We start from the raw sequence: 25764 nt of genomic DNA, 5'->3' as shown, positions 1-25764 counted from the left end.
GGCGCGCAAGAGACGAGAGAGAACCATGCCCAAGCGCAGCGACCTTCAGAGCATCCTCATCATCGGCGCCGGCCCGATCATCATCGGCCAGGCCTGCGAATTCGATTACTCCGGCGCCCAAGCCTGCAAGGCCCTGCGCCAGGAGGGCTACCGGGTCATCCTGGTCAACAGCAACCCGGCGACGATCATGACCGACCCGGGCATGGCCGACGCGACCTACATCGAGCCCATCACCTGGCAGGTGGTCGAGAAGATCATCGCCAAGGAACGCGCCGCCCATCCGGACGAACGCATGGCCGTGCTGCCCACCATGGGCGGCCAGACCGCGCTGAACTGCGCGCTCGACCTCCACCGCCATGGCGTGCTGGCCAAGTACGGCGTCGAGATGATCGGCGCCAACGAGCACGCGATCGAGAAGGCCGAGGACCGCCTGAAGTTCAAGGACGCGATGACCAAGATCGGCCTGGGCTCGGCCAAGTCCGGCATCGCGCATTCGATGGAAGAGGCCTGGGCGGTGCAGAAGAGCATCCAGGCCGAGATCGGCGGCCCGGGCTTCCCGATGGTCATCCGCCCGAGCTTCACGCTCGGCGGCACCGGCGGCGGCATCGCCTACAACCCGGAGGAGTTCGAGACCATCTGCAAGCGCGGTCTGGACCTGTCGCCGACCAAGGAACTGCTGATCGAGGAATCGCTGATCGGCTGGAAGGAATACGAGATGGAAGTGGTCCGCGACAAGGCGGACAACTGCATCATCGTCTGCTCGATCGAGAACCTCGATCCCATGGGCATCCACACCGGCGACTCGATCACCGTGGCGCCTTCGCAGACGCTGACCGACAAGGAATACCAGCTGCTGCGCAATGCCTCGATCGCGATCCTGCGCGAGATCGGCGTCGACACCGGCGGCTCGAACGTGCAGTTCTCGATCAACCCGAAGGACGGCCGCATGGTCGTCATCGAGATGAACCCGCGCGTCTCGCGCTCCTCGGCGCTGGCCTCGAAGGCCACCGGCTTCCCGATCGCCAAGATCGCGGCCAAGCTGGCGGTGGGCTACACGCTCGACGAGCTGAAGAACGACATCACCGGCGGCGCCACGCCGGCGTCCTTCGAGCCCTCGATCGACTACGTCGTCACCAAGATCCCGCGCTTCGCCTTCGAGAAGTTCCCGGCCGCCGACCCGCACCTGACCACGCAGATGAAGTCGGTCGGCGAGGTCATGGCCATGGGCCGCACCTTCCAGGAAAGCTTCCAGAAGGCGCTGCGCGGCCTGGAGACCGGCATCGACGGCCTGTCCGAACGAAGCACGGATCGCGACGAGATCATCGAGGAGATCGGCGAGCCCGGCCCCGAGCGCATCCTCTTCGTCGGCGACGCCTTCCGCATCGGCATGTCGCTCGACGAGGTGTTTGAAGAGACCGCGATCGATCCCTGGTTCCTTGCGCAGATCGAGGACCTCATCCGCATCGAGGGTCAGCTCAAGGGCCGCGAGCTGGCCGGCCTCTCGGCCGCCGAGCTGCGCTTCCTCAAGCAGAAGGGCTTCTCCGACCGCCGTCTGGCCAAGCTGCTCGGCAGCGACCAGCACGCCGTGCGCGCGGCGCGCCACGCCCTGGGCGTGCGCCCGGTCTACAAGCGGGTCGACACCTGCGCGGCCGAGTTCGCCACCGGCACCGCCTACATGTACTCCTGCTACGAAGGCGTGGACGGCGAGTGCGAGGCCCAGCCGACCGACAAGAAGAAGATCATGGTCCTCGGCGGCGGCCCCAACCGCATCGGCCAGGGCATCGAGTTCGACTACTGCTGCGTCCATGCCGCCCTCGCCATGCGCGAGGACGGCTATGAGACCATCATGGTCAACTGCAACCCGGAGACGGTCTCGACCGACTACGACACCAGCGACCGCCTCTACTTCGAGCCGGTGACGCTGGAGGACGTGCTCGAGATCGTCGCCAAGGAAAAGCCGGTCGGCGTGATCGTGCAGTACGGTGGCCAGACGCCGCTGAAGCTGGCGCTGGACCTGGAGCGCAATGGCGTGCCCATCATCGGCACCACGCCCGACAGCATCGACATCGCCGAGGACCGCGAGCGCTTCCAGCAGCTGCTGCACAGCCTGGGCCTGAAGCAGCCGCCCAACCGCACCGCGCGCACCGAGGAGGCTGCGCTGAAGCTGGCGCAGGAGATCGGCTACCCGCTGGTCGTGCGCCCGAGCTATGTGCTGGGCGGCCGCGCCATGGAGATCGTGCACGGCGACAAGGACCTGGAGCGCTACATGCGCGAGGCCGTGCGCGTGAGCGAGAAGTCGCCCGTGCTGCTGGACCGCTTCCTGGACGACGCCGTCGAGGTGGATGTGGACTGCATCGCCGACGGTTCGGACCGCGAGGACGGCGTGATGATCGGCGGGATCATGGAGCACATCGAGCAGGCGGGGGTGCACTCCGGCGACTCGGCCTGTTCGCTGCCGCCCTACTCGCTGCCCGCCGTCCTGCAGGACGAGCTGCGCCGCCAGACCGCACTGATGGCCCGCGCGCTGAAGGTCAAGGGCCTGATGAACGTGCAGTTCGCCATCCAGGGCGATTTCAGCGCCGACCCCTCGCAGGCCGTGGTCTATGTGCTGGAAGTGAACCCGCGGGCCTCGCGTACCGTGCCCTTCGTCAGCAAGGCCACCGGCCAGCCGCTGGCCAAGATCGCCGCGCGTGCCATGGCCGGCCAGCTGCTCAGCAGCCAGCGCGGCGCCGACGGCCGCACCCCGCGCGAGGTGGTGCCGCCCTACTTCAGCATCAAGGAAGCGGTCTTCCCCTTCAACAAGTTCCCGGGCGTCGATCCGGTGCTTGGCCCCGAGATGCGCTCGACCGGCGAGGTCATGGGCGCGGGCGCCACCTTCGCCGAGGCCATGCTGAAGAGCCAGCTCGGTGCCGGTTCGCGCCTGCCGGATCAGGGCGCGGTCGTCATCTCGGTGAAGAACAGCGACAAGGACCGCGCGGTCAAGGTCGCCTCCGACCTGCACGATCTCGGCTTCAGCATCCTGGCCACCAAGGGCACCGCGGCGGCCATCGCGGCGGCCGGCGTGCCGGTGAAGGTGGTCAACAAGGTCAAGGACGGCCGGCCGCACATCGCCGACATGGTCAAGGCCGGCGAGGTGCAGCTCGTCTTCACCACGGTCGACGAGACCCGCACCGCGATCGCCGACAGCCGCTACATCCGCACCGCGGCCCTGGCCAACCGCGTGACCTACTACACCACCATGGCCGGCTGCGAGGCCGCGACCGAGGCGCTGAAGCACGAAGACGGAATCAGCGTGTTTGCCCTGCAAGAGCTGCACGCCGAACTTCACTAAACTTCGCCGCCTCAGACGGCCGCCCCCGGGATCGGGAAGGCGGCCTTCCTTTTTCCCCCACACGCCGGACCCGGGCTGACCGCCCCGGTCCGGCGTGTCTTTGACCCCCTGATGCGATGAGCACCATCCCCCTGACCAAGCGCGGCGCCGAGAAGCTCAAGGACGAGCTGCAGCGCCTCAAGCATGTCGAACGCCCCGCCGTGATCCAGGCCATCGCCGAAGCCCGGGCCCAGGGCGACCTGTCCGAGAACGCCGAGTACGACGCGGCCAAGGACAAGCAAGGCTTCATCGAAGGCCGCATCAACGAGATCGAGGGCAAGCTGGCCGCCGCCAAGATCATCGACCCGGCCGCGCTGGCGGACAACGCCGCGGGTCGCGTCGTCTTCGGGGCGACGGTCGACCTGGAGGAGGAAGCCAGCGGCGGCGCGGTGACTTACCAGATCGTCGGCGAGGACGAGGCCGACCTGAAGTTCGGCCTGATTTCGATCAGCTCGCCGATCGCCCGTGCGCTGATCGGCAAGGAAGCCGGCGACGTGGCCGAGGTGCAGGCCCCGGGCGGCATCAAGCGCTACGACATCGTCGAAGTCCGCTACCAGTGAAGGGAGCCGCGATGACGCCGCCGCTGCTGCCCCCGCTGCTGGAGCGCCTGCGCCGCAGCCTGCCGGGCGTGTGGCTGGGCCTGCTGCTGGCCCTGGGCCTGATCGCGGCGCCAACGCTGTTCGCCCTGCTGGACCGGCCGCTGGCCGGCCGGGTGGCCGGCCAGCTCTTCGCGATCGAGGCCCGGCTGACGCTGGGCTTCGTCGTCGTGCTGGGCCTGATCGAGCGCACCCGCGGCCAGCGCCGGGCGGAAGCCGGCCTGGGCACCCGCCTCAGCGCCGAGCTGCTGCTCGTGCTGGGCGTGCTCTTCCTGACGGTGGCGGGCTATTTCGCGCTGCAGCCCATGATGGAAGCGGCGCGGGCCGGCCAGGGACGCCTGTCCTTCGGGACGCTGCACGGCCTGTCCTCGGCCGCCTATTTCCTGAAGATGGCCTTGCTGGCCGTGCTGAGCTGGCGGGTCGCGGCGCCGTCGCGGGCCTGAGCCCGGCCGCGCGCCGCGCGGCGATTCACTCGCCGGCCGGCCGCTTGCGGCTGCTCATGCGGGGCTTGGCACGCTTGACGATGCCCCCGGCGGTGACCCGCTCGTTGCCGAAGACGGTCAGCTTCTTGACCTGGGCCCGGTGGTTGCCGCTCTTGGAGAACTTCAGCACCTTGACGATCTTGGGCCCGGACTTGGCGCCCTCGGCCGGCGGGGCCTTCTCCTTGGGCGGAATCGGTCGCCACAGCACCAGCAGCTTGCCGATGTGCTGCACCGGGGCGGCGTTGAGCGTGTCAGCGAGTTGCGCCAGCAGGGCTTCGCGGGCACTGCGGTCGTCGGAGAAGACGCGGAGCTTGATCAGGCCGTGGGCCTTCAGCGCCAGGTCGGCCTCGCGCATCACGGCGGGGGTCAGGCCCTCGGCCCCGATCATGACGACCGGGTCGAGGTGGTGGGCAGCAGCGCGGTGTTCCTTGCGCGCCGCCGGTTTCAGGATCAATGCGGGCATCGGGGGATTATCGTTGCCCCCCGCCCCTTCTCGCGGAAGCTTCCGAGCATGAAGACCAAGACCAAGAGCCGCAAGGTCAACAAGGCCTGGCTGAACGACCACGTCAACGATCCCTACGTCAAGATGGCGAAGAAGGATGGCTACCGGGCCCGCGCTGCCTACAAGCTCAAGGAGATCGACGAGGAACTGAAGCTGGTGCGGCCCGGCCAGACCGTGGTGGACCTGGGCTCCACCCCCGGTGCCTGGAGCCAGTACCTGCGCCGCCGCTTCGCGCCCAAGGAGGCCGGCGTCGGCGGCGCGGCGGTCGGCCAGCTCGACGGCCGCATCGTCGCGCTGGACATCCTGCCGATGGAAGCCATCGAGGGTGTCGAGTTCCTGCAGGGCGACTTCCACGAGGAGGCGGTGCTGGCCGAGCTGAAGGCCCGTCTCGGCGGCCAGCCGGTCGACCTGGTGGTTTCGGACATGGCCCCGAACCTGTCGGGCATCGCCGCCTCGGATTCGGCCCGCGTCGCCGGGCTGGTCGAGCTGGCGATCGACTTTGCCTGCGCCCACCTGCGGCCGGAAGGCGCGCTGGTCTGCAAGGTTTTCCACGGCAGCGGCTACAGCCAGCTGGTCGAGCTGTTCAAGCGGCATTTCCGCGTCGTCAAGCCGATCAAGCCCAAGGCCTCGCGTGATCGATCGTCGGAAACCTTCCTGGTCGGCATGGGTCTGAAAGCGGTGTCCGGGGCGTGACATCCGCCTGCCATCGACCCCGGGCTATGGGCGGACAAGGCAGAAGCGATCGGGCAGGCCCGGGTCGACGCCCTAGAATCAAGTCACTGTCAAGCCCACGCGCGTTTCGCGGCGAGGGCGGGACGATCAAGGAGTCGCGGTGAACAATCAATGGTTCTCGAAGGTTGCGGTGTGGATGGTGATCGCCCTGGTGCTGTTCACCGTCTTCAAGCAGTTCGATCGGGGCATGGTCGGGGCAGGGCAGGTCGGGTACTCCGATTTCCTCGAAGAGGTGCGCCAGCGCCGCATCCAGAGCGTGACGCTGCAGGAAAGCGGCAGCGGCACCACCGAGATCCGCGCGCAGACCACCGACGGCAAGCAGATCCGCTCGACCGCCACCTACATGGACCGTGGCCTGGTCGGTGACCTGATCGCCAACGACGTCAAGTTCGATGTCCGTCCCCGCGAAGAGCCCTCGATGCTGATGAGCATCCTGGTCAGCTGGGGACCCATGCTGCTGCTGATCGGCGTGTGGGTCTATTTCATGCGCCAGATGCAGGGCGGCGGCAAGGGCGGGGCCTTCAGCTTCGGCAAGAGCAAGGCCCGCATGCTCGACGAGAACAACAATTCCGTGACCTTCCAGGACGTCGCCGGCTGCGACGAGGCCAAGGAAGAGGTGAAGGAACTCGTCGACTTCCTCAAGGACCCGCAGAAGTTCCAGAAGCTCGGTGGCCGCATCCCGCGCGGCGTGCTGCTGGTCGGCCCCCCCGGCACCGGCAAGACGCTGCTTGCCAAGGCCATCGCCGGCGAGGCCAAGGTGCCCTTCTTCAGCATCTCCGGCTCGGACTTCGTCGAGATGTTCGTTGGCGTCGGTGCGGCCCGCGTGCGGGACATGTTCGAGCAGGCCAAGAAGAACGCCCCCTGCATCATCTTCGTCGACGAAATCGACGCGGTCGGCCGCCATCGCGGGGCCGGCCTCGGCGGCGGCAACGACGAGCGCGAACAGACGCTGAACCAGATGCTCGTCGAGATGGATGGCTTCGAGACCAATCTCGGCGTGATCGTGATCGCGGCGACCAATCGCCCGGACATCCTCGACCCGGCCCTGCTGCGCCCCGGCCGCTTCGACCGCCAGGTCTACGTGACCCTGCCGGACGTGCGCGGCCGCGAGCAGATCCTGAACGTGCACATGCGCAAGGTGCCGATCGGCGGCGACATCAAGGCCGACATCCTGGCCCGTGGCACGCCCGGCTTCTCCGGCGCCGACCTGGCCAACCTGGTGAACGAGGCTGCCCTCTTCGCCGCCCGCCGCAATGCGCGCGTGGTCGACATGCAGGACTTCGAGAAGGCCAAGGACAAGATCATGATGGGCCCCGAGCGGAAGTCCATGGTCATGCCCGAGGAAGAGCGCAAGAACACCGCCTACCACGAGGCCGGCCACGCCCTGGTCGCGCGCCTGCTGCCCAAGACCGATCCGGTGCACAAGGTCACCATCATCCCGCGCGGCCGCGCGCTGGGCGTGACCATGCAGCTGCCCGAGGGTGATCGCTACAGCATGGACAAGGGCCGCATGCTCAGCACCATCAGCGTGCTGTTCGGCGGCCGGATCGCCGAAGAGGTCTTCATGGACCAGATGACCACCGGCGCCAGCAACGACTTCGAGCGGGCCACTGCCTTGGCCCGCGACATGGTCACCCGCTACGGCATGACCGATGCCCTGGGTCCGATGGTCTACGCCGAGAACGAGGGCGAGGTCTTCCTCGGCCGCAGCGTGACCAAGACCACCTCGATGTCCGAGGAGACCATGCGCAAGGTCGACGCCGAGATCCGCAAGATCATCGACGCGCAGTACGCGCAGGCCCGGCAGCTGATCGAGGAGCATCAGGACAAGATGCATGCGATGGCCAAGGCCCTGCTCGACTGGGAGACCATCGACGCCGAGCAGATCGACGACATCATGTCCGGCAAGGCGCCGCGTCCGCCGAAGGACTGGACCAGCGTCGGCGGCGGCAAGAGCGGCGGCGACGGTCCGGCGGCTCCGGTGGGGGGCAGCCCCGACCAGGCGGCTGCGGTCGCCTGATCCAGGCGCGGGCCACACCGCGGCAGCATGCGACGGGGCTTCGGCCCCGTCGTCGTTTGTGGGCCGGCCGCGCGGTCGGCCTTCCCGTGTTTCCTTCCTCCTGCCCTTGCCATGCCTGCTGAGCTTTCCGACGACCCGCACCGCATCGCGCCTTTCTGGCAGGCGGGCCGCTTCAGGCTGGCGCTGGGGCGGCCGCTGCTCATGGGTATCGTCAATGTCACGCCCGATTCCTTCTCCGACGGCGGCCGCACCACAGCATCGGCCGCCATCGCCCACGCCGAGCAACTCCTGAAGGACGGTGCCGACATCCTGGACATCGGCGGTGAATCCACCCGCCCCGGCTCGGAGCCGGTGCCTGCCGAGCTGGAGCTCGCCCGCGTGCTGCCGGTGCTCCGGGCGGCGGTCGCCTTGGAGGTGCCGGTGTCCATCGACACCCTCAAGCCTGCCGTCATGCAGGCTGCGCTGGACCTGGGCGCCGACATCGTCAACGACGTGCAGGCCCTGCGCCAGCCCGGCGCCCTGGAGGTGGTCGCAGCCCACCCGAGCTGTGGCGTCTGTCTGATGCACATGCTGGGCGATTCGCCCAAGACCATGCAGGCCGCGCCGGTCTACACCGATGTGATCGCCGAGGTGCGCGACTTCCTGCGCGAGCGCGTGGCGGCCCTGGCGGCCCGCGGCGTGGCGGCCGAGCGTCTCAGCGTCGACCCTGGCATCGGCTTCGGCAAGACCGTGGCCCACAACCTCGAACTGCTGGCCCGCCAGCACGAGCTGCTCGACCTGGGCCTGCCGATCCTGGCCGGCTGGTCGCGCAAGAGCACCCTGGGCAGCCTGTGCGACCGCACGGTCGATCAGCGCCTGGCCGCCAGCCTGGCGGCTGCCCTCGCGGCGGTGCAGCGTGGTGCGCGCATCCTGCGCGTGCACGATGTCCGCGAGACGGCCGATGCGCTGAAGGTCTGGGCGGCCGCCGGCCTGCCGGGCTGAGGTCGCCCGCCCGCTCCACGAACGAGGGCCGTCAACGAACGGCCACAATCCCCGCATGAGCAGACAGTATTTCGGCACCGACGGCATCCGCGGCACCGTGGGCCAGGCCCCGATCACGCCCGACTTCGTGCTGCGCCTGGGCCATGCGGTGGGCCGCGTGCTGCAGGCCCAGCGCGGCGGCGGCCGGGGCCGCCCGACCGTGCTGATCGGCAAGGACACGCGCATTTCCGGCTACATGCTCGAATCGGCGCTGGAAGCCGGCTTTGCCTCGGCCGGTGTCGACGTGCTGCTAAGCGGCCCGCTGCCCACGCCCGGCGTGGCCTACCTGACCCGCGCGCTCCGGCTGGACCTGGGCGTGGTGCTCAGTGCCTCGCACAACCCCTATCCGGACAACGGCATCAAGTTCTTCTCGGCCCAGGGCAGCAAGCTGCCCGACGCGTGGGAGCTGGCCGTCGAGGCCGCGCTGGCCGAGCCGCCCGCCTGGGCCGACTCCACCAGCCTGGGCAAGGCCCGGCGTGTCAGCGATGCGCAGGGACGCTACATCGAGTTCTGCAAGGGCACGGTCGACCCCAGCTTCTCCCTGCGCGGGCTGAAAATCGTCGTCGATGCCGCCCACGGCGCGGCCTACCAGGTCGCGCCCGCCGTGCTGCACGAGCTGGGGGCCGAGGTGGTGGCCATCGGCTGCAGTCCCGACGGCCGGAACATCAACGACGGCTTTGGCGCGACCCATCCCGAAGCCCTGGTCGCGGCCGTGCAGCAGCATCGCGCCGACCTCGGCCTGGCCCTCGACGGCGATGCCGATCGGCTGCAGGTCGTCGATGCCGCGGGCCGGCTCTACAACGGCGACGAGCTGCTCTACGCCCTGGTGGTCGACCGGCTCGACCGCGGCCAGGCCCTGGCGGGCGCGGTCGGCACCCTGATGACCAACCTGGCCGTCGAGCAGGCCCTGCGCGCCCGCGGCCTGGACTTTGTCCGCGCCAAGGTGGGCGATCGCTACGTGCTGGAAGAGCTGCTGGCCCGGGGCTGGCTGCTGGGCGGCGAGGGCTCCGGCCACCTGCTGGTGCTGGACCAGCACAGCACCGGCGATGGCCTGGTCAGCGCCCTCCAGGTGCTGCAGGCGGCGGTGCGCGGCGGCCGGGGCCTGGCCGGCCTGCTGGGCGGGCTCACGCTCTTCCCGCAGACCCTGCTGAACGTGCGCCTGCAGCCTGGCCAGGACTGGCGTGCCGATCCGCGCCTGGCGCAGGCCCAGGCCGCGGTGGAGGCCGAGCTGGCCGGCCGCGGCCGGGTGCTGATCCGCGCCTCAGGCACCGAGCCGCTGCTGCGCCTGATGGTCGAGGCGGAGGACGCCGGGCTGGCCCGGCGCAGCGCCGAGCGCCTGGCCGAGGCCGTACGCGGCGCCTGAGCCCGGCGCAGCACGGCCGGGCGCGGCCTGCATCCGCGTGCCGATCCCGGCGGGGGGATGCGCCAGGGGCGTCGGCTCAGGCCGGTCGCGCGCGGCTCGGGTCGGCGGCCGCCCCCAGCTTCGGGTCGGGCGGGGCTGCTGCCGCGGTCGGCGCCAGCAGCCGGGCCAGGCCCCAGCCCAGGCCGGCACCGGCCAGCTGGGCCAGCACGAAGCCCGGCACATCCGCAGGCGCGATGCCGGCAAAACTGTTGCTGAACATGCGGCCGAAGGCCGCGGCCGGGTTGGCAAACGAGGTCGAGGCCGTGAACCAGTAGGCCGCGCCGATGTAGGCCGCCACCCGGGCCGGCGCCTTGTCCCCAGGGCTGCGCAGGATGACCAGCAGCAGGCCGGCGGTGGCCACCGCCTCGGCAAGCCACTGGGCCGGGCCGCTGCGCACCTTGTCCGACCATTGCAGCACGGGCATCTCGAACATCGCATGCACCAGCCAGGCGCCCAGCATGGCGCCGAGCAGCTGCACGGCGAGGTAGCCCAGGGCCAGGCGCCGGGGCAGTTCGCCGCGCAGCGCCATCACCAGGCTGACCGCCGGATTGAAGTGCGCCCCGCTGACCGGCCCCATCAGCTCGATCAGCACCCACAGCCCGAAGACCGTGGCCAGGGTGTTGGCCAGCAGGGCCAGGCCGTCGTTGCCGCCGGACAGGCGCTCGGCCATCACGCCCGAGCCGATCACCACGGCCAGCAGGGCCAGGGTGCCCAGGCCTTCGGCCAGCAGCTTCTGCAGGGTGCAGGGCTTCATGGCAGGTCCCGGCTGCGCCTCAGGCCGAAGGCGCGGGAGCCTGCGCGGCCAGTTCGCGCACGCTGCGCGCCAGCGTCATGCGATCCAGGGCGCTGGCCGGCAGGTTCAGCAGCAGCTCCAGGCGGCGCTGCATGGCGAGCAGGGTCTGGCGGAAGGCGCGCAGCCGCTCCTCCTCGCTGCCTTCGACCGCCGAGGGATCGGGGTAGCCCCAGTGGGCGGTGGCCGGCTGGCCGGGCCAGTAGGGGCAGGTCTCGCCCGCGGCGTTGTCGCAGACGGTGATGACCAGGTCCATCACCGGCGCATCGGCCGCGGCGAAGTCGTCCCAGCTCTTGCTGCGCAGGCCTTCGGTGGCGATGCCGGACTCCGCGAGCACCTTCAGCGCCAGGGGGTTGGGCGCGGTCTTGGGCGAACTGCCGGCCGAATAGGCCTTGAAGCGCCCGCCGCGGGCGGCGCTGAGGTGGTTCAGCAGGCCCTCGGCCAGGATGCTGCGCGCCGAGTTGTGCGTGCAGAGGAAAAGGACGTTCAGCGGACGGTCGGTCGACATGGGACGGCTTGCTCGGGAGGGGGGGAGGGGCTCAGCGCCCCCGCACCGGAATGCGGGCGCCGAGGCGGACGGTGGCGGGTGGGCTGGGCGCGCAGCAGGCGCCGGCCGGCTCGGTGAGGGGGGTGGGGGCGGTGGCAGACGTGGAGGGCGCGCCGCAGCCCACGGCCGGGACGGCCGGTGCCGGCGCACAGCAGGCTGACGCCACCGGGCTGGGGTGGGCGGGGGCGCAGCAGGCCGAGTCGCCTTCCGCCGCCGCTGCCGCCTCGGCCGGGGCCTCCCGGAAGACCGGGATCGAGGCCAGGGAATGGAAGTGCTCCCAGGCGATGCCCTGGGGGTCGGGAATCCAGTGCTTGTCGCTGCGGGCGTAGCAGCAGGTGGTCTCGCCCTCGTCGACCAGGCTGAGGTCGGCGGCTTCGGCGCGGGCCTTCAGCTCGGCAAGCTCCGAAGGGTCGTCGACTTGCAGGCCCAGGTGGTCCAGGCCCGGCGCGGCGCTGCCGCGGGTGGAGATCGCGAAATTCAGCCGCGGGTCCTCCAGCATCCATTTCGCGTAGTCGGCCTCCCGGCGGGTGGGTTCGGCGCCGAACATCGCGCTGTAGAAGGCGATGTTGCGGTCGAGGTCCTCGACATGCAGGTGGACGTGGAAGCGCTTCATGGGATCTCCTCGGGCAGGGGTTCAGCAGCCGCAGCCGCCGGCCGGGGCCACCACACAGGCAGCCCCTTCGCAGCAGTGTTCGGTCAGGTAGGCAATCAGGCTGTCGACCTGGCCGTAGCGGGCGCGGTAGATCAGGTGCCGGCCGTCGCGCGTCGACTCGCACAGCCCGGCGGCCTGCAGCTCCTTCAGGTGGAAGGAGAGCGTGGCGGGCGGCAGCCCGAGCTGGGTGGCCAGCACCCCGGGCGTCAGGCCGGGCGGGCCGGCGACGACCAGGGCGCGGAACACCCGGAGCCGGCTGGCCTGGGCCAGGGCGGCGAAGCTGCGGACGGCGTCTGATTCTTCCATCATTCGATGATAGTCGAATGGTTTGCGCTGAAAAACGCCCGTCATGCGGGCGTCCCCACCGGCTGCGAGGGCTTACTTCTTCGGCACGGGAGGGGTCAGGACCTTGTCGATGACCTGCACCACGCCATTGCTGGCGGGCACATCGGTCTGGGTGACCAGGGCCTCGTCGACGGTGACGAAGGGACCGGCCAGGGCCACCTGCAGCTCGGCACCGTTCAGCGTCTTCAGCTTGCCGGCCTTGATCTGGGCCGCGTTCAGCTGGCCCGGCACCACGTGGTAGGCCAGCAGGGCCTTGAGCGCTTCCTTGTCGCTGGCGAGCTTCTCCAGGGTCTTGGCCGGCAGGGCCTGGAAGGCCTCGTCGCTGGGGGCGAACACGGTGTAGGGCCCGGCGGCGGCCAGGGTTTCGCCAAGGCCGGCGTCCTGGATCAGCTTGGCCAGGGTGCCGAGCCCGGGGGCCGCGGCGGCGGTGGCCGGAATCGGCTGCGGCAGCGGCGTGCTGGCGCAGGCGCCGAGCAGGGCGGCGCAGAGACTCAGGGCAAGCAGGGCGGGGCGAACGGTCATTGGGGGCTCCGGGGTGGGCAGGGGCGGGGGCTGCGGCAGATCGCAGCAGTCCCGCGCATGCTCGGCCGGCTTGATGACAGGCGGGTGAAGCTTGTGTGACAGCGGCGTCAGCGAGACCTGCCGCCTTTGCGGCCGGGGCCTGGCCCGGGGCGGCCGGGGTCGAATGTGTCGATGACATGACAACTGTGACGACACTGTCATGAAGCCGTCACGGCCGCTTTCTAGAGTGCGCCGGTCACCAACACGCCACCCGAAAGGTTGACGCATGTCTCTCACCTGCTTCCGCACCCTCGCCCTCGGCGCCGTCCTCAGCCTCGGCGCCGGCATCAGCTTCGCCCAGGACGTCACGGGCGCCGGCGCCAGCTTCCCCGCCCCGGTCTATGCCAAGTGGGCCGATGCCTACAACAAGGCCACCGGCGTGCGCATCAACTACCAGTCGGTCGGCTCGGGCGCCGGCATCAAGCAGATCAAGGGCAAGACGGTGGACTTCGGCGCCTCCGATGCGCCGCTCAAGGATGAAGAGCTGGCCAAGGACGGCCTGGTCCAGTTCCCCACCGTGATCGGCGGCGTCGTGCCGGTGGTCAACATCAAGGGCATCACCCCGGGCCAGATCAAGCTGACCGGCCAGGTGCTGGGCGACATCTACCTCGGCAAGATCGCCAAGTGGAACGACCCGGCGCTGACCGCGCTGAACCCCGGCGTGCCGCTGCCCGACAGCGCGATCGCCGTGGTGCGCCGCGCCGACGGCTCGGGCACCAGCTTCATCTTCACGAACTATCTGTCGAAGGTGAACGCCGAGTGGAAGGACAAGGTCGGCGAAGGCACGGCCGTGAACTGGCCGACCGGCGCGGGCGGCAAGGGCAACGAGGGCGTCTCGGCCTTCGTGCAGCGCCTGCCCAACTCGATCGGCTACGTCGAGTACGCCTACGCCAAGCAGAACAAGATGTCGCATGTGCTGCTGAAGAACAAGGACGGCCAGTTCGTCGCCCCCGAGGACGACAACTTCAAGGCCGCCGCGGCCGGCGCCGACTGGGCCAAGAGCTTCTACCAGATCCTCACCGAGCAGCCCGGCAAGACCAGCTGGCCGATCACCGGCGCGACCTTCATCCTGATGCACAAGGCCCAGGACAAGCCGGCCAGCGCCAGCACCGCGCTGAAGTTCTTCGACTGGGCCTACACCCAGGGCGACGCGATGGCCGCCGGCCTCGAGTACGTGCCGCTGCCGCCGGCCGTGAAGGACCTGGTCCGGGCCCAGTGGGCTGCCCAGCTCAAGGACGGCGCCGGCAAGCCCATCGCCTTCAAGTGATCCCCGACCCCGCCGCCCGGTCCCTTCGGGGCCGGGCGGCGGGGCGGTCCTCCCGGCCCACCGGACGCGCAGTCGGTGGCTCTTCGTAAGATCGCCGAGGTCACCTTGTCTGCAACCCTCCCCGCGACCGCCCTTCCCGGCGGGTCCTCGATGGCGTCCACCCAGTCTCCTTCGCAGCCTCCCGCCCGGCGCAGCAACCTGCCCTGGGCGGACGGGCTCTTCTCGGCGCTCGCCCACGGCGCAGCCCTGCTGACCCTGCTGCTGCTGGCCGGCATCATCGCTTCGCTGGTCGTCGGTGCCTGGCCGGCGATCACCGAGTTCGGCCTGCCCTTCCTGTGGTCGGCGGAATGGGATCCGGTGCAGGAGAAGTTCGGCGGCCTGGTGATGGTCTACGGCACGCTGATGACGGCCTTCATCGCGCTGCTGATCGCGGTGCCCGTCAGCTTCGGCATCGCCCTCTTCCTGACCGAGCTGTCGCCCGCCTGGCTGAAGCGCCCGCTGGGCATCGCCATCGAGCTGCTCGCCGCCGTGCCCTCGATCGTCTACGGCATGTGGGGCCTGCTGGTCTTCGCCCCCCTGCTGGCCGAGTACGTCCAGACCCCGCTGCAGGCGGCCTTCGGCGGCGTGCCGGTGCTGGGCGCGCTGTTCTCCGGCCCGCCAGTCGGCATCGGCATCCTGTCGGCCGGCATCATCCTGGCCATCATGGTCATTCCCTTCATTGCCTCGGTGATGCGGGATGTGTTCGAAGTCACCCCGCCGATGCTCAAGGAATCGGCCTACGGCCTGGGTTCCACCACCTGGGAGGTGATGTTCAAGATCGTGCTGCCCTACACCAAGACCGGCGTGGTCGGCGGGATCATGCTGGGCCTGGGGCGCGCGCTGGGCGAAACCATGGCCGTCACCTTCGTGATCGGCAACTTCAACCAGCTCGGCAGCCTGTCGGTCTTCGAGGCCGCCAACAGCATCACCTCGGCGCTGGCCAATGAATTCGCCGAGGCCGGTGCCGGCCTCCACCAGGCCTCGCTCATCTACCTGGGCCTGGTCCTGTTCTTCATCACCTTCGTCGTGCTGGCCTGCTCCAAGCTGCTGCTGGCCCAACTGAAGAAGTCCGAAGGGAGCCGTTCGTGAGTGCTGTCCTGCACGGTGCGGGGGGCCGCAGCGCCGCCCTGGACGCCCAGCGTCTGAGCAAGTTCAAGTCGCGCAAGCGGGTCAATGCGATCGCGCTCTGCCTGTCGCTGGCCGCGATGGCCTTCGGGGTGTTCTGGCTGATCTGGATCCTGTTCGAGACCATCCGCCTGGGCATCGGCGGCATGGCCCTGTCGATCTTCACCGAAATGACACCGCCGCCGCAGGCCGAGACCGGCGGCCTGGCCAATGCCATCTTCGGCTCGCTGATGATGGTGGGCCTGGCCACCGCGCTGGGGACGCCGATCGGCGTGATGGCCGGCGTCTACCTGGCCGAGTACGGCCAGAAGGGCTGGCTGGGCAATGTCACCCGCTTCATCAACGACATCCTGCTGTCGGCGCCCTCGATCGTCGTGGGCCTCTTCATCTACACGGTCGTCGTGGCACCGATGAAGGGCTTCTCGGGCTGGGCCGGCGTGCTGGCGCTGGCGCTGATCGTGATCCCGGTCGTGATCCGCACCACCGAGAACATGCTGAGCCTGATTCCCAACGCGCTGCGCGAGGCGGCCTACGCCCTGGGCACGCCGAAGTGGAAGGTGATCGCCAGCATCACGCTGAAGTCGGCCCGCGCCGGCGTCATCACCGGCGTGCTGCTGGCCGTGGCCCGCATCGCCGGCGAGACCGCCCCGCTGCTGTTCACCGCCCTGTCCAACCAGTTCTGGACCAGCTCGCTGGGCGAGCCCATGGCCAGCCTGCCGGTGACCATCTTCAAGTTCGCACTCAGCCCCTACGAGAACTGGCAGCAGCTGGCCTGGGCCGGCGTCTTCCTGATCACCGTCGGCGTGCTGCTGCTGAACGTGCTGGCCCGAACCTTCCTGCGCAACAAGCACTGAGCCTGTCGCCACCTCTCTCCATCGGAACCCACCCATCATGGATGCCAAGATCCACATGCCCGAGACCGAGGTCGCCAAGCTCTCGGTGCGCAACCTGAACTTCTTCTACGGTCATTTCCACGCCCTGAAGAACATCAACCTCGAGATCCCGAAGGGCAAGGTCACGGCCTTCATCGGGCCCTCGGGCTGCGGCAAGTCCACGCTGCTGCGCACCTTCAACCGCATGTTCGAGCTCTACCCCGAGCAGCGCGCCGAAGGCCAGATCCTGCTCGACGGCCAGGACATCCTCAGCACCAAGGACGATGTGGCCCTGGTGCGCGCGAAGGTCGGCATGGTGTTCCAGAAGCCCACGCCCTTCCCGATGTCGATCTACGACAACATCGCCTTCGGCGTGCGCCTGTTCGAGAACCTCAGCCGGGTCGAGATGGACGAGCGCGTCGAGTGGGCCCTGAAGAAGGCCGCGCTCTGGACCGAGGTCAAGGACAAGCTGCAGCAGAGCGGCTCGGGCCTGTCCGGCGGCCAGCAGCAGCGCCTGTGCATCGCCCGCGGCATCGCGATCAAGCCCGAGGTGCTGCTGCTCGACGAGCCCTGCTCGGCCCTGGACCCGATCTCCACCGGCAAGATCGAGGAGCTGATCCTCGAACTCAAGAGCGACTACACGGTGGTCATCGTCACCCACAACATGCAGCAGGCCGCCCGGGCGTCGGACTACACGGCCTACATGTACCTGGGCGACCTGATCGAGTTCGGCCCGACCTCGGAGCTGTTCATGAAGCCCAAGCGCAAGGAAACCGAGGACTACATCACCGGCCGGTTTGGGTGAGGGCCGCGGTGCCAGCCGTCCTGTGGGCGGCTGGACGGCCCGAACGACCCGAGCTCTGCGAGGGGCTGGGTGCCTCATTCAAGCCACCGACTCGATGGACTGATTCAGCCCGCTGGGCTTGAGCCCGGCCCGTTCCAACGTTTTCCAGGATCCCCCCATGCCCGACAAGCACCTCTCCACCCAGTTCGACGCCGAGCTTGGCGACATCTCCACCCGCGTGCTGGAGATGGGCGGCCTGGTCGAGGCCCAGGTCGCGCAGGCCGTCTACGCGCTGGCCCAGTTCAGCAGCGAGACGGCCTCCCAGGTGCTGCTCGGCGAGGAGCGGGTCAACCGCATGGAAGTCGAGATCGACCACGACCTCTCGACCATCATCGCGCGCCGTCAGCCGACCGCCCGCGACCTGCGCCTGCTGATCGCGATCAGCAAGACCCTGGGCAACCTCGAGCGTGCCGGCGACGAGGCCGCGCGTATCGCCCGCGTCGTGCAGCGCCTGATCGGTCTGGGCATGCCCACCCGCATGCACACGCCGCTGGGCGACCTGAGCTTCGAGGCCAGCCTGGCCACGGCCTCGCTGCGCAAGGCCCTGGACGCCTTCGCCCGCCTGGATGCCGAAGCGGCCTTCGAGGTGATCAAGCAGGACAACCAGATCGACCTGGAGTTCGACGGCCTGATGCGCAAGCTCATCACCTACATGATGGAAGACCCGCGCAGCATCTCGGCCGCGATCGACCTGGTCTTCGTCGCCAAGGCGATCGAGCGGGTCGGCGACCACGCGAAGAACATCGCCGAGCAGATCATCTACGTGGTCAAGGGCACGGACGTGCGCCACAACCCGCTCGCGACCGTCGAGCAGATCGTCAAGTGAGCCCGGCTGCAGCCGCCGGAGGAGAGAGCGCATGAGTCGCGTGTTGGTGGTGGAAGACGAGCCGGCGATCGCCGAGCTGATCTCGATCAATCTCCGGCACGCCGGCCATGAGGTGACGATCGCCGGCACCGCCGACCAGGCGCAGTTCGAGATCGACGCCGTGCTGCCCGACGTGGTGGTCCTGGACTGGATGCTGCCCGGCTGCTCGGGCCTGCAGCTGGCCAAGCGCTGGCGCGCGGAGAAGCGCACGGCCGAGCTGCCGATCATCATGCTGACCGCGCGGGCCGACGAGGCCGACAAGGTCAGCGGCCTCGACGCCGGGGCCGACGACTACCTGACCAAGCCCTTCTCCACCCAGGAGCTGATGGCCCGCATCCGCGCCGTGCTGCGCCGCAAGGCGCCGGACGCGCTGGACCATGTGGTCGAGGTCGGCCCGCTGCGCATCGATCCGGCCACCCGTCGCGTCGGCCGGGTGATCGAGGGCGAGCTGCGCGAGCTGAAGGTCGGCCCGACCGAGTTCCGCCTGCTGCACTTCTTCATGACGCATCCCGAGCGCGTGCACAGCCGTTCGCAGCTGCTCGACCGCGTCTGGGGCGACCATGTCTTCATCGAGGAGCGCACGGTCGACGTTCACGTCAAGCGCCTGCGCGAGTCGCTTGCGCCGGTCGGCTGCTCGGCCATGATCGAGACCGTGCGCGGCGCGGGCTACCGCCTGACCGCCTCGGTGGTCGCCGCGGCCTGAGCGACGGCCCGGTCGCCCCTCTTTCTCCTGGAGTCCCATGGGCTGGTTGCTGCCCCGATTGCTGGCGGGCCTGCTGGCCCTGCTGACCGGCGCGCTCGCCGGTTACCTGCTCGGCGAATCGGCCCATGTGCCGCTCGTGGCCGGCCTGGTCGGGGCCTGCGCCGCCGTGGCCACCCTGGTGGTGGCCGATACCCTGCGTGGTCTGAAGCTGATGCAGTGGCTGGCCAGCGCCGGCCGCAGCGCCGTCCCGGCCAAGATCGGCGTGTGGGGCGAGGTGGCCTACCGGGTCGAGCGCCTGCTGCGCCAGTCCGAGGCCCAGACCCGGCAGGAGCGCGACCGCCTGCAGCGCTTCCTCAGCGCCATCGAGGCCTCGCCCAACGGGGTGCTGCTGCTCGACGCGAACGAGCAGATCGAGTGGTGCAACGGCGTGGCCGCCGAGCATTTCGGGCTCGATCCACAGCGCGACCGCCTCCAGCGCATCACCAATCTGGTCCGCACGCCGGTGTTCGTACGGCACCTTCAGGGCGGCGACCACGACACGCCGGTCAGCTTCCACGGCCCGGACGGCTCGGTGCTGCTGACGGTGCTGGTGCGCGATTACGGCGAGGGCCGCCGCCTGGTGCTGACGCAGGACATCACCGAACGCGAGCGTGCCGAGGAGATGCGCCGCCACTTCGTGGCCAATGTCTCGCACGAGATCCGCACCCCGCTGACGGTCCTGGCCGGTTTCATCGAGACCCTGGACAGTCTGCCGCTGACCGAGCCCGAGCGTCGGCGCGTGCTCGGCCTGATGGGCCAGCAGACCCGGCGCATGCAGGACCTGGTCAGCGATCTGCTGGCCCTGGCCAAGCTGGAAGGCAGCCCGCGGCCTCCGACCGATCGCTGGGTCGAGGTCGGCCCGCTGCTCGAACGGGTGCTGGGCGATGCCCGCACGCTCTCGCGCGACCGGCACCCGATCGCGCTGGAGGGCGAGCCGCGCGGCGCGCAGATCGCCGGGGACGAGACCGAGCTGCACAGCGCGGTGGCCAATCTGGTGACCAATGCCGTGCGCTACACGCCCGACGGGGGCGCGATCGCCATCGCCTGGCGGCGCCTGCCCGACGGCGGCGGCGAGCTCGCCGTGCGCGATGCCGGCATCGGCATCGCCCGCGAGCACATCCCGCGGCTGACCGAGCGCTTCTACCGCGTCGACCTCAGCCGGGCGCGCGACACCGGGGGCACCGGCCTGGGCCTGTCCATCGTCAAGCATGTGATCCAGCGCCATGGCGGCGAGCTGGAGATCGAGAGCCAGCCGGGTCGCGGCTCCACCTTCCGCCTGCGGCTGCCGCCCCAGCGCGTGCGCGCGGCCGGGCCCATGGCACCTTCGCTGCGCCTGGTTCGCCGTGAGGACACACCCCCTTCCGCCGGCGGACCGGAGCCCGATCCGGCCCCGCGCAGCGCCCACGGCCACTGAGCGGCGACGCCGGCCCGGGCGCTCAGGGCGTGGTGCCGCCGGCCAGGGTGGCCGCCTGTCGACGGTAGAGCAGGGTGCTGCCGCTGCGATCGGTCGGACGGTGCACGCGGGCCACCAAGGTCCAGCCCAGTCGGGCCGGCTCGCTGCCCGGCTCGCGGCGGCGGCTGCTGGCGATCAGCCAGTCGCAGCCGGGCGGTTCGTGGCCGGGGCGGGCCTCGACCCGCCAGCCGCCGTGATGGGCCAGCGCGGCCAGCGTGCTGCGGTCCTGGCCCGGCGCCAGCACACAGCTGCCGGCGGGAAGGTGCGGGGCCAGGCGCTCGACCAGCGGCCGCTGGCTGCGTGCGTAATCCAGCACCGGCAGCAGCAGGGTCATCAGCAGCAGCCAGTTCAGCGCGACACCGCCCGCCGGCAGCACCAGGCTCTTCCACAGCGGGCTGCGGTGGCGGCCGGTGCGCCACTTCACCAGCGCCAGCCAGGCCAGCGTGCCGGCCAGGGCCGCGGCCACGCCCAGCGGGGCCATGCTGTGCACATAGCCCGGCGCGAGCTTCATCACATTGGCTGCCGGCTTGGCGGGCCAGCCCCAGCCCAGCGACAGCCACATCGTCCAGCTCGCCAGCGCACAGAGGCTGAAGGCAAAGACCGAGAACCAGTCGATCGCGGCCGACAGGCTGCGCGACAGCGTCGGCAGCGCAAAGGCCGCCAGCACCGCCGTGGCGGGCAGCATCAGCAGCAGCGCACGGTCGGAACCGCCGCTGGCCAGCCAGCCCAGCAGCAGCACGCCAGCGATGCCGGCCGGCACCGCGATGTGCCGGTGGCCCGCATGGCGGCGCCACTGCCACAGCGTCCAGCCGGCTAGCACCCAGCTCGGCCACAGGAACCACAGCGGCAGCTCGATCAGGTCCAGCGGCGAATCGGGCAGCCGCAGGCGCAGGGCCCAGCTGCCGAGCGCCCAGGCCGTCAGGGCGGCCGCCAGGCCGGCGCCTGCAAGCCAGGGCGCGAAGGCCTGGGCCAGGGGGTAGCTCGACCGCCGGCAGATCACGATGCCGCCCAGGGCCAGGGCCAGGGCCATCACCGGCGCGCCGCTGCCGGCCAGCAGGGGCAGGGCCAGCAGGGCAGCGAGCCGGGCCGGTGCCTGCTGCCAGCCGCTGGCGGCCATCGCGTAGAGGAAGAGACTGAGCGCGAAGAGCTGCACCAGCTCCGGCGTGGTTTCGTGACCTGGCTGCAGCAGGCCGAGCGAAGCCACCAGGGCCAGCAGGGCCCCATCGGCCACCGCACGGGCGTAGTCGACCGGGTGGGCCTCGCCGCCGAAGGCGAAAGGCACCGGCTGCGCGGCCTCGGTGCGGGCCAGCAGGTAGCAGGCGTACCAGGTGCAGGCCAGCACGCCGACCAGCAGCAGCGCAAAGGGCAGGCGGGCCGCGAGCGCGGGATCCATCCATCCCCCCAGCAGCTTCATCGCCAGCGCGCCCAGGCCGGTGGCCAGCGGGGCGGCATCGGCGGGCAGACCGCCCAGGGTGGGCGCCCACCAGGGGCTGTCGCCGCGGGCGACGCTGGCCATCGCGCCGAAGGCCGGCAGTTCGCCGCCGCGCCAGGGGTCGCGGCCGAACAGGCCCGGCAGCACGTAGGCGGCACAGAACAGCAGCAGGGCCAGACGCGGCAGGCGCTCGGCGGCGCGGGCGGACACCAGGGCAGGCTTGGGCGTGTTCAAGGCGACAGGCGGTTCAGTGGTCGGCGGCCGGCATCTTGCCGCATCGCATCAGGGCATGAAAAAAGGCAGCCGAGGCTGCCTTGATCGAAGGGGCGGACCGGGGCACGCGGACGTGGCCGGTCGCGGGCCTCACTTCTTGCCGGGGATGCCGGCGCGGGCGAACTTGGTGCGGAACTTCTCCACGCGGCCGCCGAGCGAGTCGATGCTCTTCTGGGTGCCGGTGTAGAAGGGGTGCGATTCGCTGGTGGTTTCCAGCTTCATCAGCGGCACTTCGCGGCCGTCGTCCAGCTTGATGGTTTCCTTGGTCGTCACGGTCGAGCGGGTGACGAACTTGAAACCGTTGCTCAGGTCGACGAAGCAGACGTCGCGATAGTTGGGGTGGATACCGTCTTTCATGGCACAGCTCGCTGTTGGGCCCGGGAGCCACGCCGCACCATGCGACGCACTTTCCGGAAGCGGAAAACCTGGGATTGTAGCCTGGGCGACTCGCCCGTCCGGAAGAGCCGGCGCCCTGCGTCGCGCGGCCTCAGCCGCCGCGGCGCATCATGTCGAAGAAGTCCAGGTTGGTCTTCGTCGACTTCATCTTGTCGAGGATGAACTCCATCGCCTCGATCTCGTCCATGGGATAGAGCAGCTTCCGCAGGATCCAGGTCTTCTGCAGGATCTCGGGCTTGAGCAGCAGCTCCTCGCGGCGCGTGCCCGACTTGTTGATCAGGATCGAGGGGTAGACGCGCTTCTCGGCCATGCGGCGGTCCAGATGGATCTCGCAGTTGCCGGTGCCCTTGAACTCCTCGTAGATCACCTCGTCCATGCGCGAGCCGGTCTCGACCAGCGCGGTGCCGATGATTGTCAGCGAGCCGCCTTCCTCCACATTGCGCGCGGCGCCGAAGAAGCGCTTGGGGCGCTGCAGGGCGTTGGCATCGACGCCGCCGGTCAGCACCTTGCCCGAGCTGGGCAGCACGTTGTTGTAGGCCCGAGCCAGGCGGGTGATGGAGTCGAGCAGGATCACCACGTCCTTCTTCAGCTCGACCAGGCGCTTGGCGCGCTCGATCACCATCTCGGCCACCTGCACGTGGCGGGCGGCAGGCTCGTCGAAGGTCGAGCTGATGACCTCGCCGCGCACGGTGCGCAGCATCTCGGTCACTTCCTCGGGGCGCTCGTCAACCAGCAGGACGATCAGGTGCACCTCGGGGTGATTGGCCACGATCGCATGGGCCAGCTGCTGCATCATGACCGTCTTGCCGGTCTTGGGCTGGGCCACCAGCAGGGCCCGCTGGCCTTTGCCGATGGGCGCGATCAGGTCGATGATGCGGCTGGTGATGTTCTCTTCGGACTTGATGTCACGCTCGAGCTTGAACGCCTCCTTCGGGAAGAGCGGCGTCAGGTTCTCGAACATGATCTTCTGCTTGTTCTCCTCGGGCGTGATGCCGTTCACCCGGTCGACCTTGACCAGGGCGAAGTAGCGCTCGCCGTCCTTGGGCACCCGCACCTCGCCCTCGATCATGTCGCCGGTGTGCAGGTTGAAGCGCCGCACCTGGCTGGGCGAGAGGTAGATGTCGTCGGTGCTGGCCAGGAAGCTGGTGTCCGGCGAGCGCAGGAAGCCGAAGCCGTCGGGCAGCACCTCGAGCACGCCGTCGCCAAAGACCTGTTCGCCGGCCTTGGCGCGTTTCTTCATGATCGCGAACATCAGTTCCTGCTTGCGCAGGCGGCTGCTGTTCTCGATCTCCAGCTCTTCCGCCATGCGGACCAGCTCGGAGATGTGCTTGAGTTTGAGTTCGGACAGATGCATGGGGGAGCACCCTCGCGGTGCAGGGCGGCACGGAGCCGCCGGAAACCGAATCACCTGGCGGGTGTCGGCTTGCGGAGAAAACCCGCGGCCTGACCTGGCAGTCCGGCGGATTCAGCTCAAGGGGGAGATTCGGGGGGGCGAAGCCCGGACGCTGATGCGGTCCGGGTGCCGGTTCGGCATCGGGCGGGGGCTGCGGGGAAGCAGCCGGATCCGCCCGTGCTGCGTGAATTATAGGTGGCCGTCGACGAAGCCGACGAGCTGCGACTTCGGCATCGCGCCGACCTTGGTCGCGGCGAGCTGGCCATCCTTGAACAGCATGACCGTCGGGATGCCGCGGATGCCGAACTTGGCCGGCACGGTGCGGTTCTCGTCGACATTCATCTTGGCGATGGTCAGGCGGCCCGCGTAGTCGCCCGCCAGCTCGTCGAGGATGGGCGCGATCGCGCGGCAGGGGCCGCACCATTCGGCCCAGAAGTCCACGAGGACCGGGGTCGAGGATTGCAGCACATCGCTTTCGAACGATGCATCGGACACGTGCTTGATCAGGTCGCTGGCCATGAAGGTCGTCCTTTCGGACCGTTGGAAGGCGGAGGCCTCGCAGATCGCGGCATGCGTCTGCGGGCTGCAAATTTTGACACAAGGGTCCCCCTGCGCCCGGCCGCCGGCTGGCGGGCCCGCGCTATGACCGGGATAGCGCAGGCCGGGCCCCGGGCCCCGGGGGGATGCCTTCGGCGCGGAGGCCGTTGACGGCCTGCCGTCCCGAGCGCACCGCGCCTTCGAGCGTGGCGGGGTAGGGCCCGGCCACGTGGTCGCCGGCAGCCCAGAGGCCTTGCAGGATGCGCGCCTCGGGTCGCACCAGGCCGACCGTGGCGGCGAAGGTCGCGCGCTTCTCGGCCAGCACGCGCAGCACGCGTCGTGGCCGTGCCGGGTCGGCGGGCGGCAGCAGCGGGCCGGCCTGGGCGGCGAGCTGGTCGAGCACGGCCTGGCCGCAGCGCGGCAGCCCGCCGGGCAGCCAGGGTTCGGCGGCACTGACGACCACGGCCCACAGGCCGTGGGCGCCCGGCGCTTGCGCCGTGTCGCGCAGCTGGCCCCAATCGAAGATCCACTGCCCCGGCTCGCCGGGGCCGTCGCGCAGCATCAGCAGGGGCTCGCCCAGTCGCTCGCCTTCGGTGGCGACCAGCACGGTGACGATGGCGCGATGGGTCAGCGCAGCGGCCTGAGCGGCCCAGTCCGGCCGCAGCGGCCCGACCAGGCGGGCGGCCTCGCCCGGCGGACAGGCCAGCACCACGCCATCGGCCTCATGGCGCTCGCGCCGACCCTGAGGTCCCTGGACTTCGAGCTGCCAGCGGCCACCGGCCAGGGGATGCAGGGCCTGCACCCGCCGTCCCAGGCTCAGGGGCTGAGCCTGGTCGGCCAGCCAGGCCGCGGCCGGGTCGGGCAGCAGCGCCCCCAGGTCCTCGCGCGGCAGCAGCAGGTCGCTGCTGCCGCGCGGGCCCAGGAGGGCATCCTTCAGCACGCGCAGGAAGACCTGTGCGCTGGCTTCCTCCGGCGCCGTGTTCAGGGCGGCCACGCAGAGCGGATCGATCAGCCCCCGTCGCAGGCCGGCCGGCAGGCCGCGGCCGAGCTCGGCCACGCTGCAGTCGTGCCGCAGCCTGAAACCCTGCAGCGCCCAGCCGGCGCTCGCACGCAGCAGGGCCAGGCGTTCGCGCCAGGACCAGCCGCACGCCCCCAGCACGCCGCGCAGCAGGGCCAGGCGGCCGCCGCCGGGCGGCAGGGCCAGGCCATGGCCCTGGGGGTCCAGCGCGCGCAGCGGCAGGCGCAGCAGGGCACGGGAGAGATCGATCCCCAGCTCGGCCATCAGGCCCAGCGTCTCCCGGTAGGCGCCGATCAGCAGGTGCTGGCCGTTGTCCAGGGCCAGGCCGCGGGGCGATGCCGCGGCCGCCGTGTCGGGCAGGCGCCGCGCGCGGCCCCCGGCCTGGCCTGCCATCTCGAAGACCTGGACGGACTCACCCGCCTGGCGTGCCCGCACCGCCGCGGCCAGCCCCGCCCAGCCGGCGCCGACGACCGCCAGCTGGCGCATCGC

The 25764-nt window shown here is 70.1% G+C and carries 24 protein-coding genes and 1 pseudogene; 14 read left to right on the top strand and 11 right to left on the bottom strand.

Annotated features, from left to right (window positions below; all coding sequences use genetic code 11):
* The first annotated feature begins 25 nt into the window (after nucleotides 1-25).
* From carB to H4F90_RS07190, 3 genes are all read left to right on the top strand, one after another.
* Nucleotides 26-3331 carry a carbamoyl-phosphate synthase large subunit gene (gene carB / locus H4F90_RS07200; protein ID WP_182662791.1) on the top strand — a complete coding sequence of 1102 codons (3306 nt, stop codon included), beginning with the start codon at nucleotides 26-28 and terminating at the stop codon, nucleotides 3329-3331.
* 116 nt (nucleotides 3332-3447) lie between these two features.
* Nucleotides 3448-3930 (top strand): transcription elongation factor GreA, encoded by a 483-nt coding sequence (greA, locus tag H4F90_RS07195; RefSeq protein WP_182662789.1) that lies wholly within the window; start codon nucleotides 3448-3450, stop codon nucleotides 3928-3930.
* Nucleotides 3931-3941: 11 nt separating this feature from the next.
* Nucleotides 3942-4409, top strand: a complete 468-nt coding sequence (locus H4F90_RS07190; RefSeq protein WP_182662787.1) for a DUF4149 domain-containing protein — start codon at nucleotides 3942-3944, stop codon at nucleotides 4407-4409.
* Between the two features lie 25 nt (nucleotides 4410-4434).
* On the opposite strand, the gene H4F90_RS07185 is transcribed toward H4F90_RS07190, so the two are convergent.
* Nucleotides 4435-4911: a YhbY family RNA-binding protein gene (locus tag H4F90_RS07185; protein WP_182662785.1), complete on the bottom strand. Its 477-nt coding sequence runs from the start codon at nucleotides 4909-4911 to the stop codon at nucleotides 4435-4437.
* A 48-nt stretch (nucleotides 4912-4959) separates the two neighbouring features.
* Between H4F90_RS07185 and H4F90_RS07180 the strand changes: the two genes are divergently transcribed.
* From H4F90_RS07180 to glmM, 4 genes are all read left to right on the top strand, one after another.
* Nucleotides 4960-5643, top strand: coding sequence for an RlmE family RNA methyltransferase (locus tag H4F90_RS07180; RefSeq protein WP_182662783.1), 684 nt, complete (start codon nucleotides 4960-4962; stop codon nucleotides 5641-5643).
* A gap of 139 nt (nucleotides 5644-5782) precedes the next feature.
* Nucleotides 5783-7702 carry an ATP-dependent zinc metalloprotease FtsH gene (gene ftsH, locus H4F90_RS07175; RefSeq protein WP_182662781.1) on the top strand — a complete coding sequence of 640 codons (1920 nt, stop codon included), beginning with the start codon at nucleotides 5783-5785 and terminating at the stop codon, nucleotides 7700-7702.
* Between the two features lie 111 nt (nucleotides 7703-7813).
* Nucleotides 7814-8683, top strand: coding sequence for a dihydropteroate synthase (gene folP, locus H4F90_RS07170; protein WP_182662779.1), 870 nt, complete (start codon nucleotides 7814-7816; stop codon nucleotides 8681-8683).
* A gap of 55 nt (nucleotides 8684-8738) precedes the next feature.
* Nucleotides 8739-10085, top strand: coding sequence for a phosphoglucosamine mutase (glmM, locus tag H4F90_RS07165; protein WP_182662777.1), 1347 nt, complete (start codon nucleotides 8739-8741; stop codon nucleotides 10083-10085).
* A gap of 76 nt (nucleotides 10086-10161) precedes the next feature.
* On the opposite strand, the gene H4F90_RS07160 is transcribed toward glmM, so the two are convergent.
* From H4F90_RS07160 to H4F90_RS07140, 5 genes and pseudogenes are all read right to left on the bottom strand, one after another.
* Nucleotides 10162-10878 (bottom strand): aquaporin, encoded by a 717-nt coding sequence (locus H4F90_RS07160; RefSeq protein ID WP_182662775.1) that lies wholly within the window; start codon nucleotides 10876-10878, stop codon nucleotides 10162-10164.
* 19 nt (nucleotides 10879-10897) lie between these two features.
* Nucleotides 10898-11422 (bottom strand): arsenate reductase ArsC, encoded by a 525-nt coding sequence (locus tag H4F90_RS07155; protein ID WP_182662773.1) that lies wholly within the window; start codon nucleotides 11420-11422, stop codon nucleotides 10898-10900.
* A 187-nt stretch (nucleotides 11423-11609) separates the two neighbouring features.
* Nucleotides 11610-12074, bottom strand: a pseudogene (locus H4F90_RS07150) (ArsI/CadI family heavy metal resistance metalloenzyme); the annotation flags it as partial.
* Between the two features lie 21 nt (nucleotides 12075-12095).
* Entirely contained in the window at nucleotides 12096-12419 is a 324-nt protein-coding gene (locus H4F90_RS07145; protein ID WP_182662769.1) for an ArsR/SmtB family transcription factor, read from the bottom strand.
* Nucleotides 12420-12491: 72 nt separating this feature from the next.
* Nucleotides 12492-12980: a fasciclin domain-containing protein gene (locus tag H4F90_RS07140; protein ID WP_182662768.1), complete on the bottom strand. Its 489-nt coding sequence runs from the start codon at nucleotides 12978-12980 to the stop codon at nucleotides 12492-12494.
* A gap of 265 nt (nucleotides 12981-13245) precedes the next feature.
* Between H4F90_RS07140 and pstS the strand changes: the two genes are divergently transcribed.
* From pstS to phoR, 7 genes are all read left to right on the top strand, one after another.
* Nucleotides 13246-14286 (top strand): phosphate ABC transporter substrate-binding protein PstS, encoded by a 1041-nt coding sequence (pstS, locus tag H4F90_RS07135; protein ID WP_182662766.1) that lies wholly within the window; start codon nucleotides 13246-13248, stop codon nucleotides 14284-14286.
* Nucleotides 14287-14436: 150 nt separating this feature from the next.
* Nucleotides 14437-15414 carry a phosphate ABC transporter permease PstC gene (pstC, locus tag H4F90_RS07130; RefSeq protein WP_182662764.1) on the top strand — a complete coding sequence of 326 codons (978 nt, stop codon included), beginning with the start codon at nucleotides 14437-14439 and terminating at the stop codon, nucleotides 15412-15414.
* Between the two features lie 8 nt (nucleotides 15415-15422).
* Nucleotides 15423-16304, top strand: coding sequence for a phosphate ABC transporter permease PstA (gene pstA, locus H4F90_RS07125; RefSeq protein WP_182663116.1), 882 nt, complete (start codon nucleotides 15423-15425; stop codon nucleotides 16302-16304).
* Nucleotides 16305-16341: 37 nt separating this feature from the next.
* On the top strand, nucleotides 16342-17127 hold the full coding sequence (gene pstB / locus H4F90_RS07120) for a phosphate ABC transporter ATP-binding protein PstB (protein ID WP_182662762.1): 786 nt from the start codon (nucleotides 16342-16344) through the stop codon (nucleotides 17125-17127).
* 157 nt (nucleotides 17128-17284) lie between these two features.
* The gene (gene phoU, locus H4F90_RS07115) at nucleotides 17285-17992 is read left to right on the top strand and encodes a phosphate signaling complex protein PhoU (protein ID WP_182662761.1); all 708 of its coding nucleotides are present in this window, start codon (nucleotides 17285-17287) and stop codon (nucleotides 17990-17992) included.
* 31 nt (nucleotides 17993-18023) lie between these two features.
* Complete coding sequence (gene phoB, locus H4F90_RS07110) at nucleotides 18024-18734, top strand: phosphate regulon transcriptional regulator PhoB (RefSeq protein WP_182662759.1); 711 nt, start codon at nucleotides 18024-18026, stop codon at nucleotides 18732-18734.
* 37 nt (nucleotides 18735-18771) lie between these two features.
* Entirely contained in the window at nucleotides 18772-20187 is a 1416-nt protein-coding gene (gene phoR, locus H4F90_RS07105; protein ID WP_182662757.1) for a phosphate regulon sensor histidine kinase PhoR, read from the top strand.
* 22 nt (nucleotides 20188-20209) lie between these two features.
* On the opposite strand, the gene H4F90_RS07100 is transcribed toward phoR, so the two are convergent.
* The 5 genes from H4F90_RS07100 to hpnE form a co-directional block, all read right to left on the bottom strand.
* Nucleotides 20210-21892, bottom strand: coding sequence for a hypothetical protein (locus H4F90_RS07100; protein ID WP_182662755.1), 1683 nt, complete (start codon nucleotides 21890-21892; stop codon nucleotides 20210-20212).
* Nucleotides 21893-22021: 129 nt separating this feature from the next.
* On the bottom strand, nucleotides 22022-22288 hold the full coding sequence (locus H4F90_RS07095; protein ID WP_182662753.1) for a type B 50S ribosomal protein L31: 267 nt from the start codon (nucleotides 22286-22288) through the stop codon (nucleotides 22022-22024).
* Nucleotides 22289-22418: 130 nt separating this feature from the next.
* Nucleotides 22419-23681 (bottom strand): transcription termination factor Rho, encoded by a 1263-nt coding sequence (gene rho, locus H4F90_RS07090; RefSeq protein ID WP_182662752.1) that lies wholly within the window; start codon nucleotides 23679-23681, stop codon nucleotides 22419-22421.
* Nucleotides 23682-23909: 228 nt separating this feature from the next.
* Nucleotides 23910-24239, bottom strand: a complete 330-nt coding sequence (trxA, locus tag H4F90_RS07085; protein WP_182662750.1) for a thioredoxin TrxA — start codon at nucleotides 24237-24239, stop codon at nucleotides 23910-23912.
* A 121-nt stretch (nucleotides 24240-24360) separates the two neighbouring features.
* Complete coding sequence (gene hpnE / locus H4F90_RS07080; RefSeq protein WP_182662748.1) at nucleotides 24361-25761, bottom strand: hydroxysqualene dehydroxylase HpnE; 1401 nt, start codon at nucleotides 25759-25761, stop codon at nucleotides 24361-24363.
* Nucleotides 25762-25764 lie beyond the last annotated feature (3 nt).

This window comes from Aquariibacter albus (genome assembly GCF_014145335.1).
Lineage (GTDB): Bacteria > Pseudomonadota > Gammaproteobacteria > Burkholderiales > Burkholderiaceae_C > Aquariibacter > Aquariibacter albus.
Note: the sequence above shows the minus strand (reverse complement) of the source record. Positions and strands in the feature narration are given on the sequence as shown.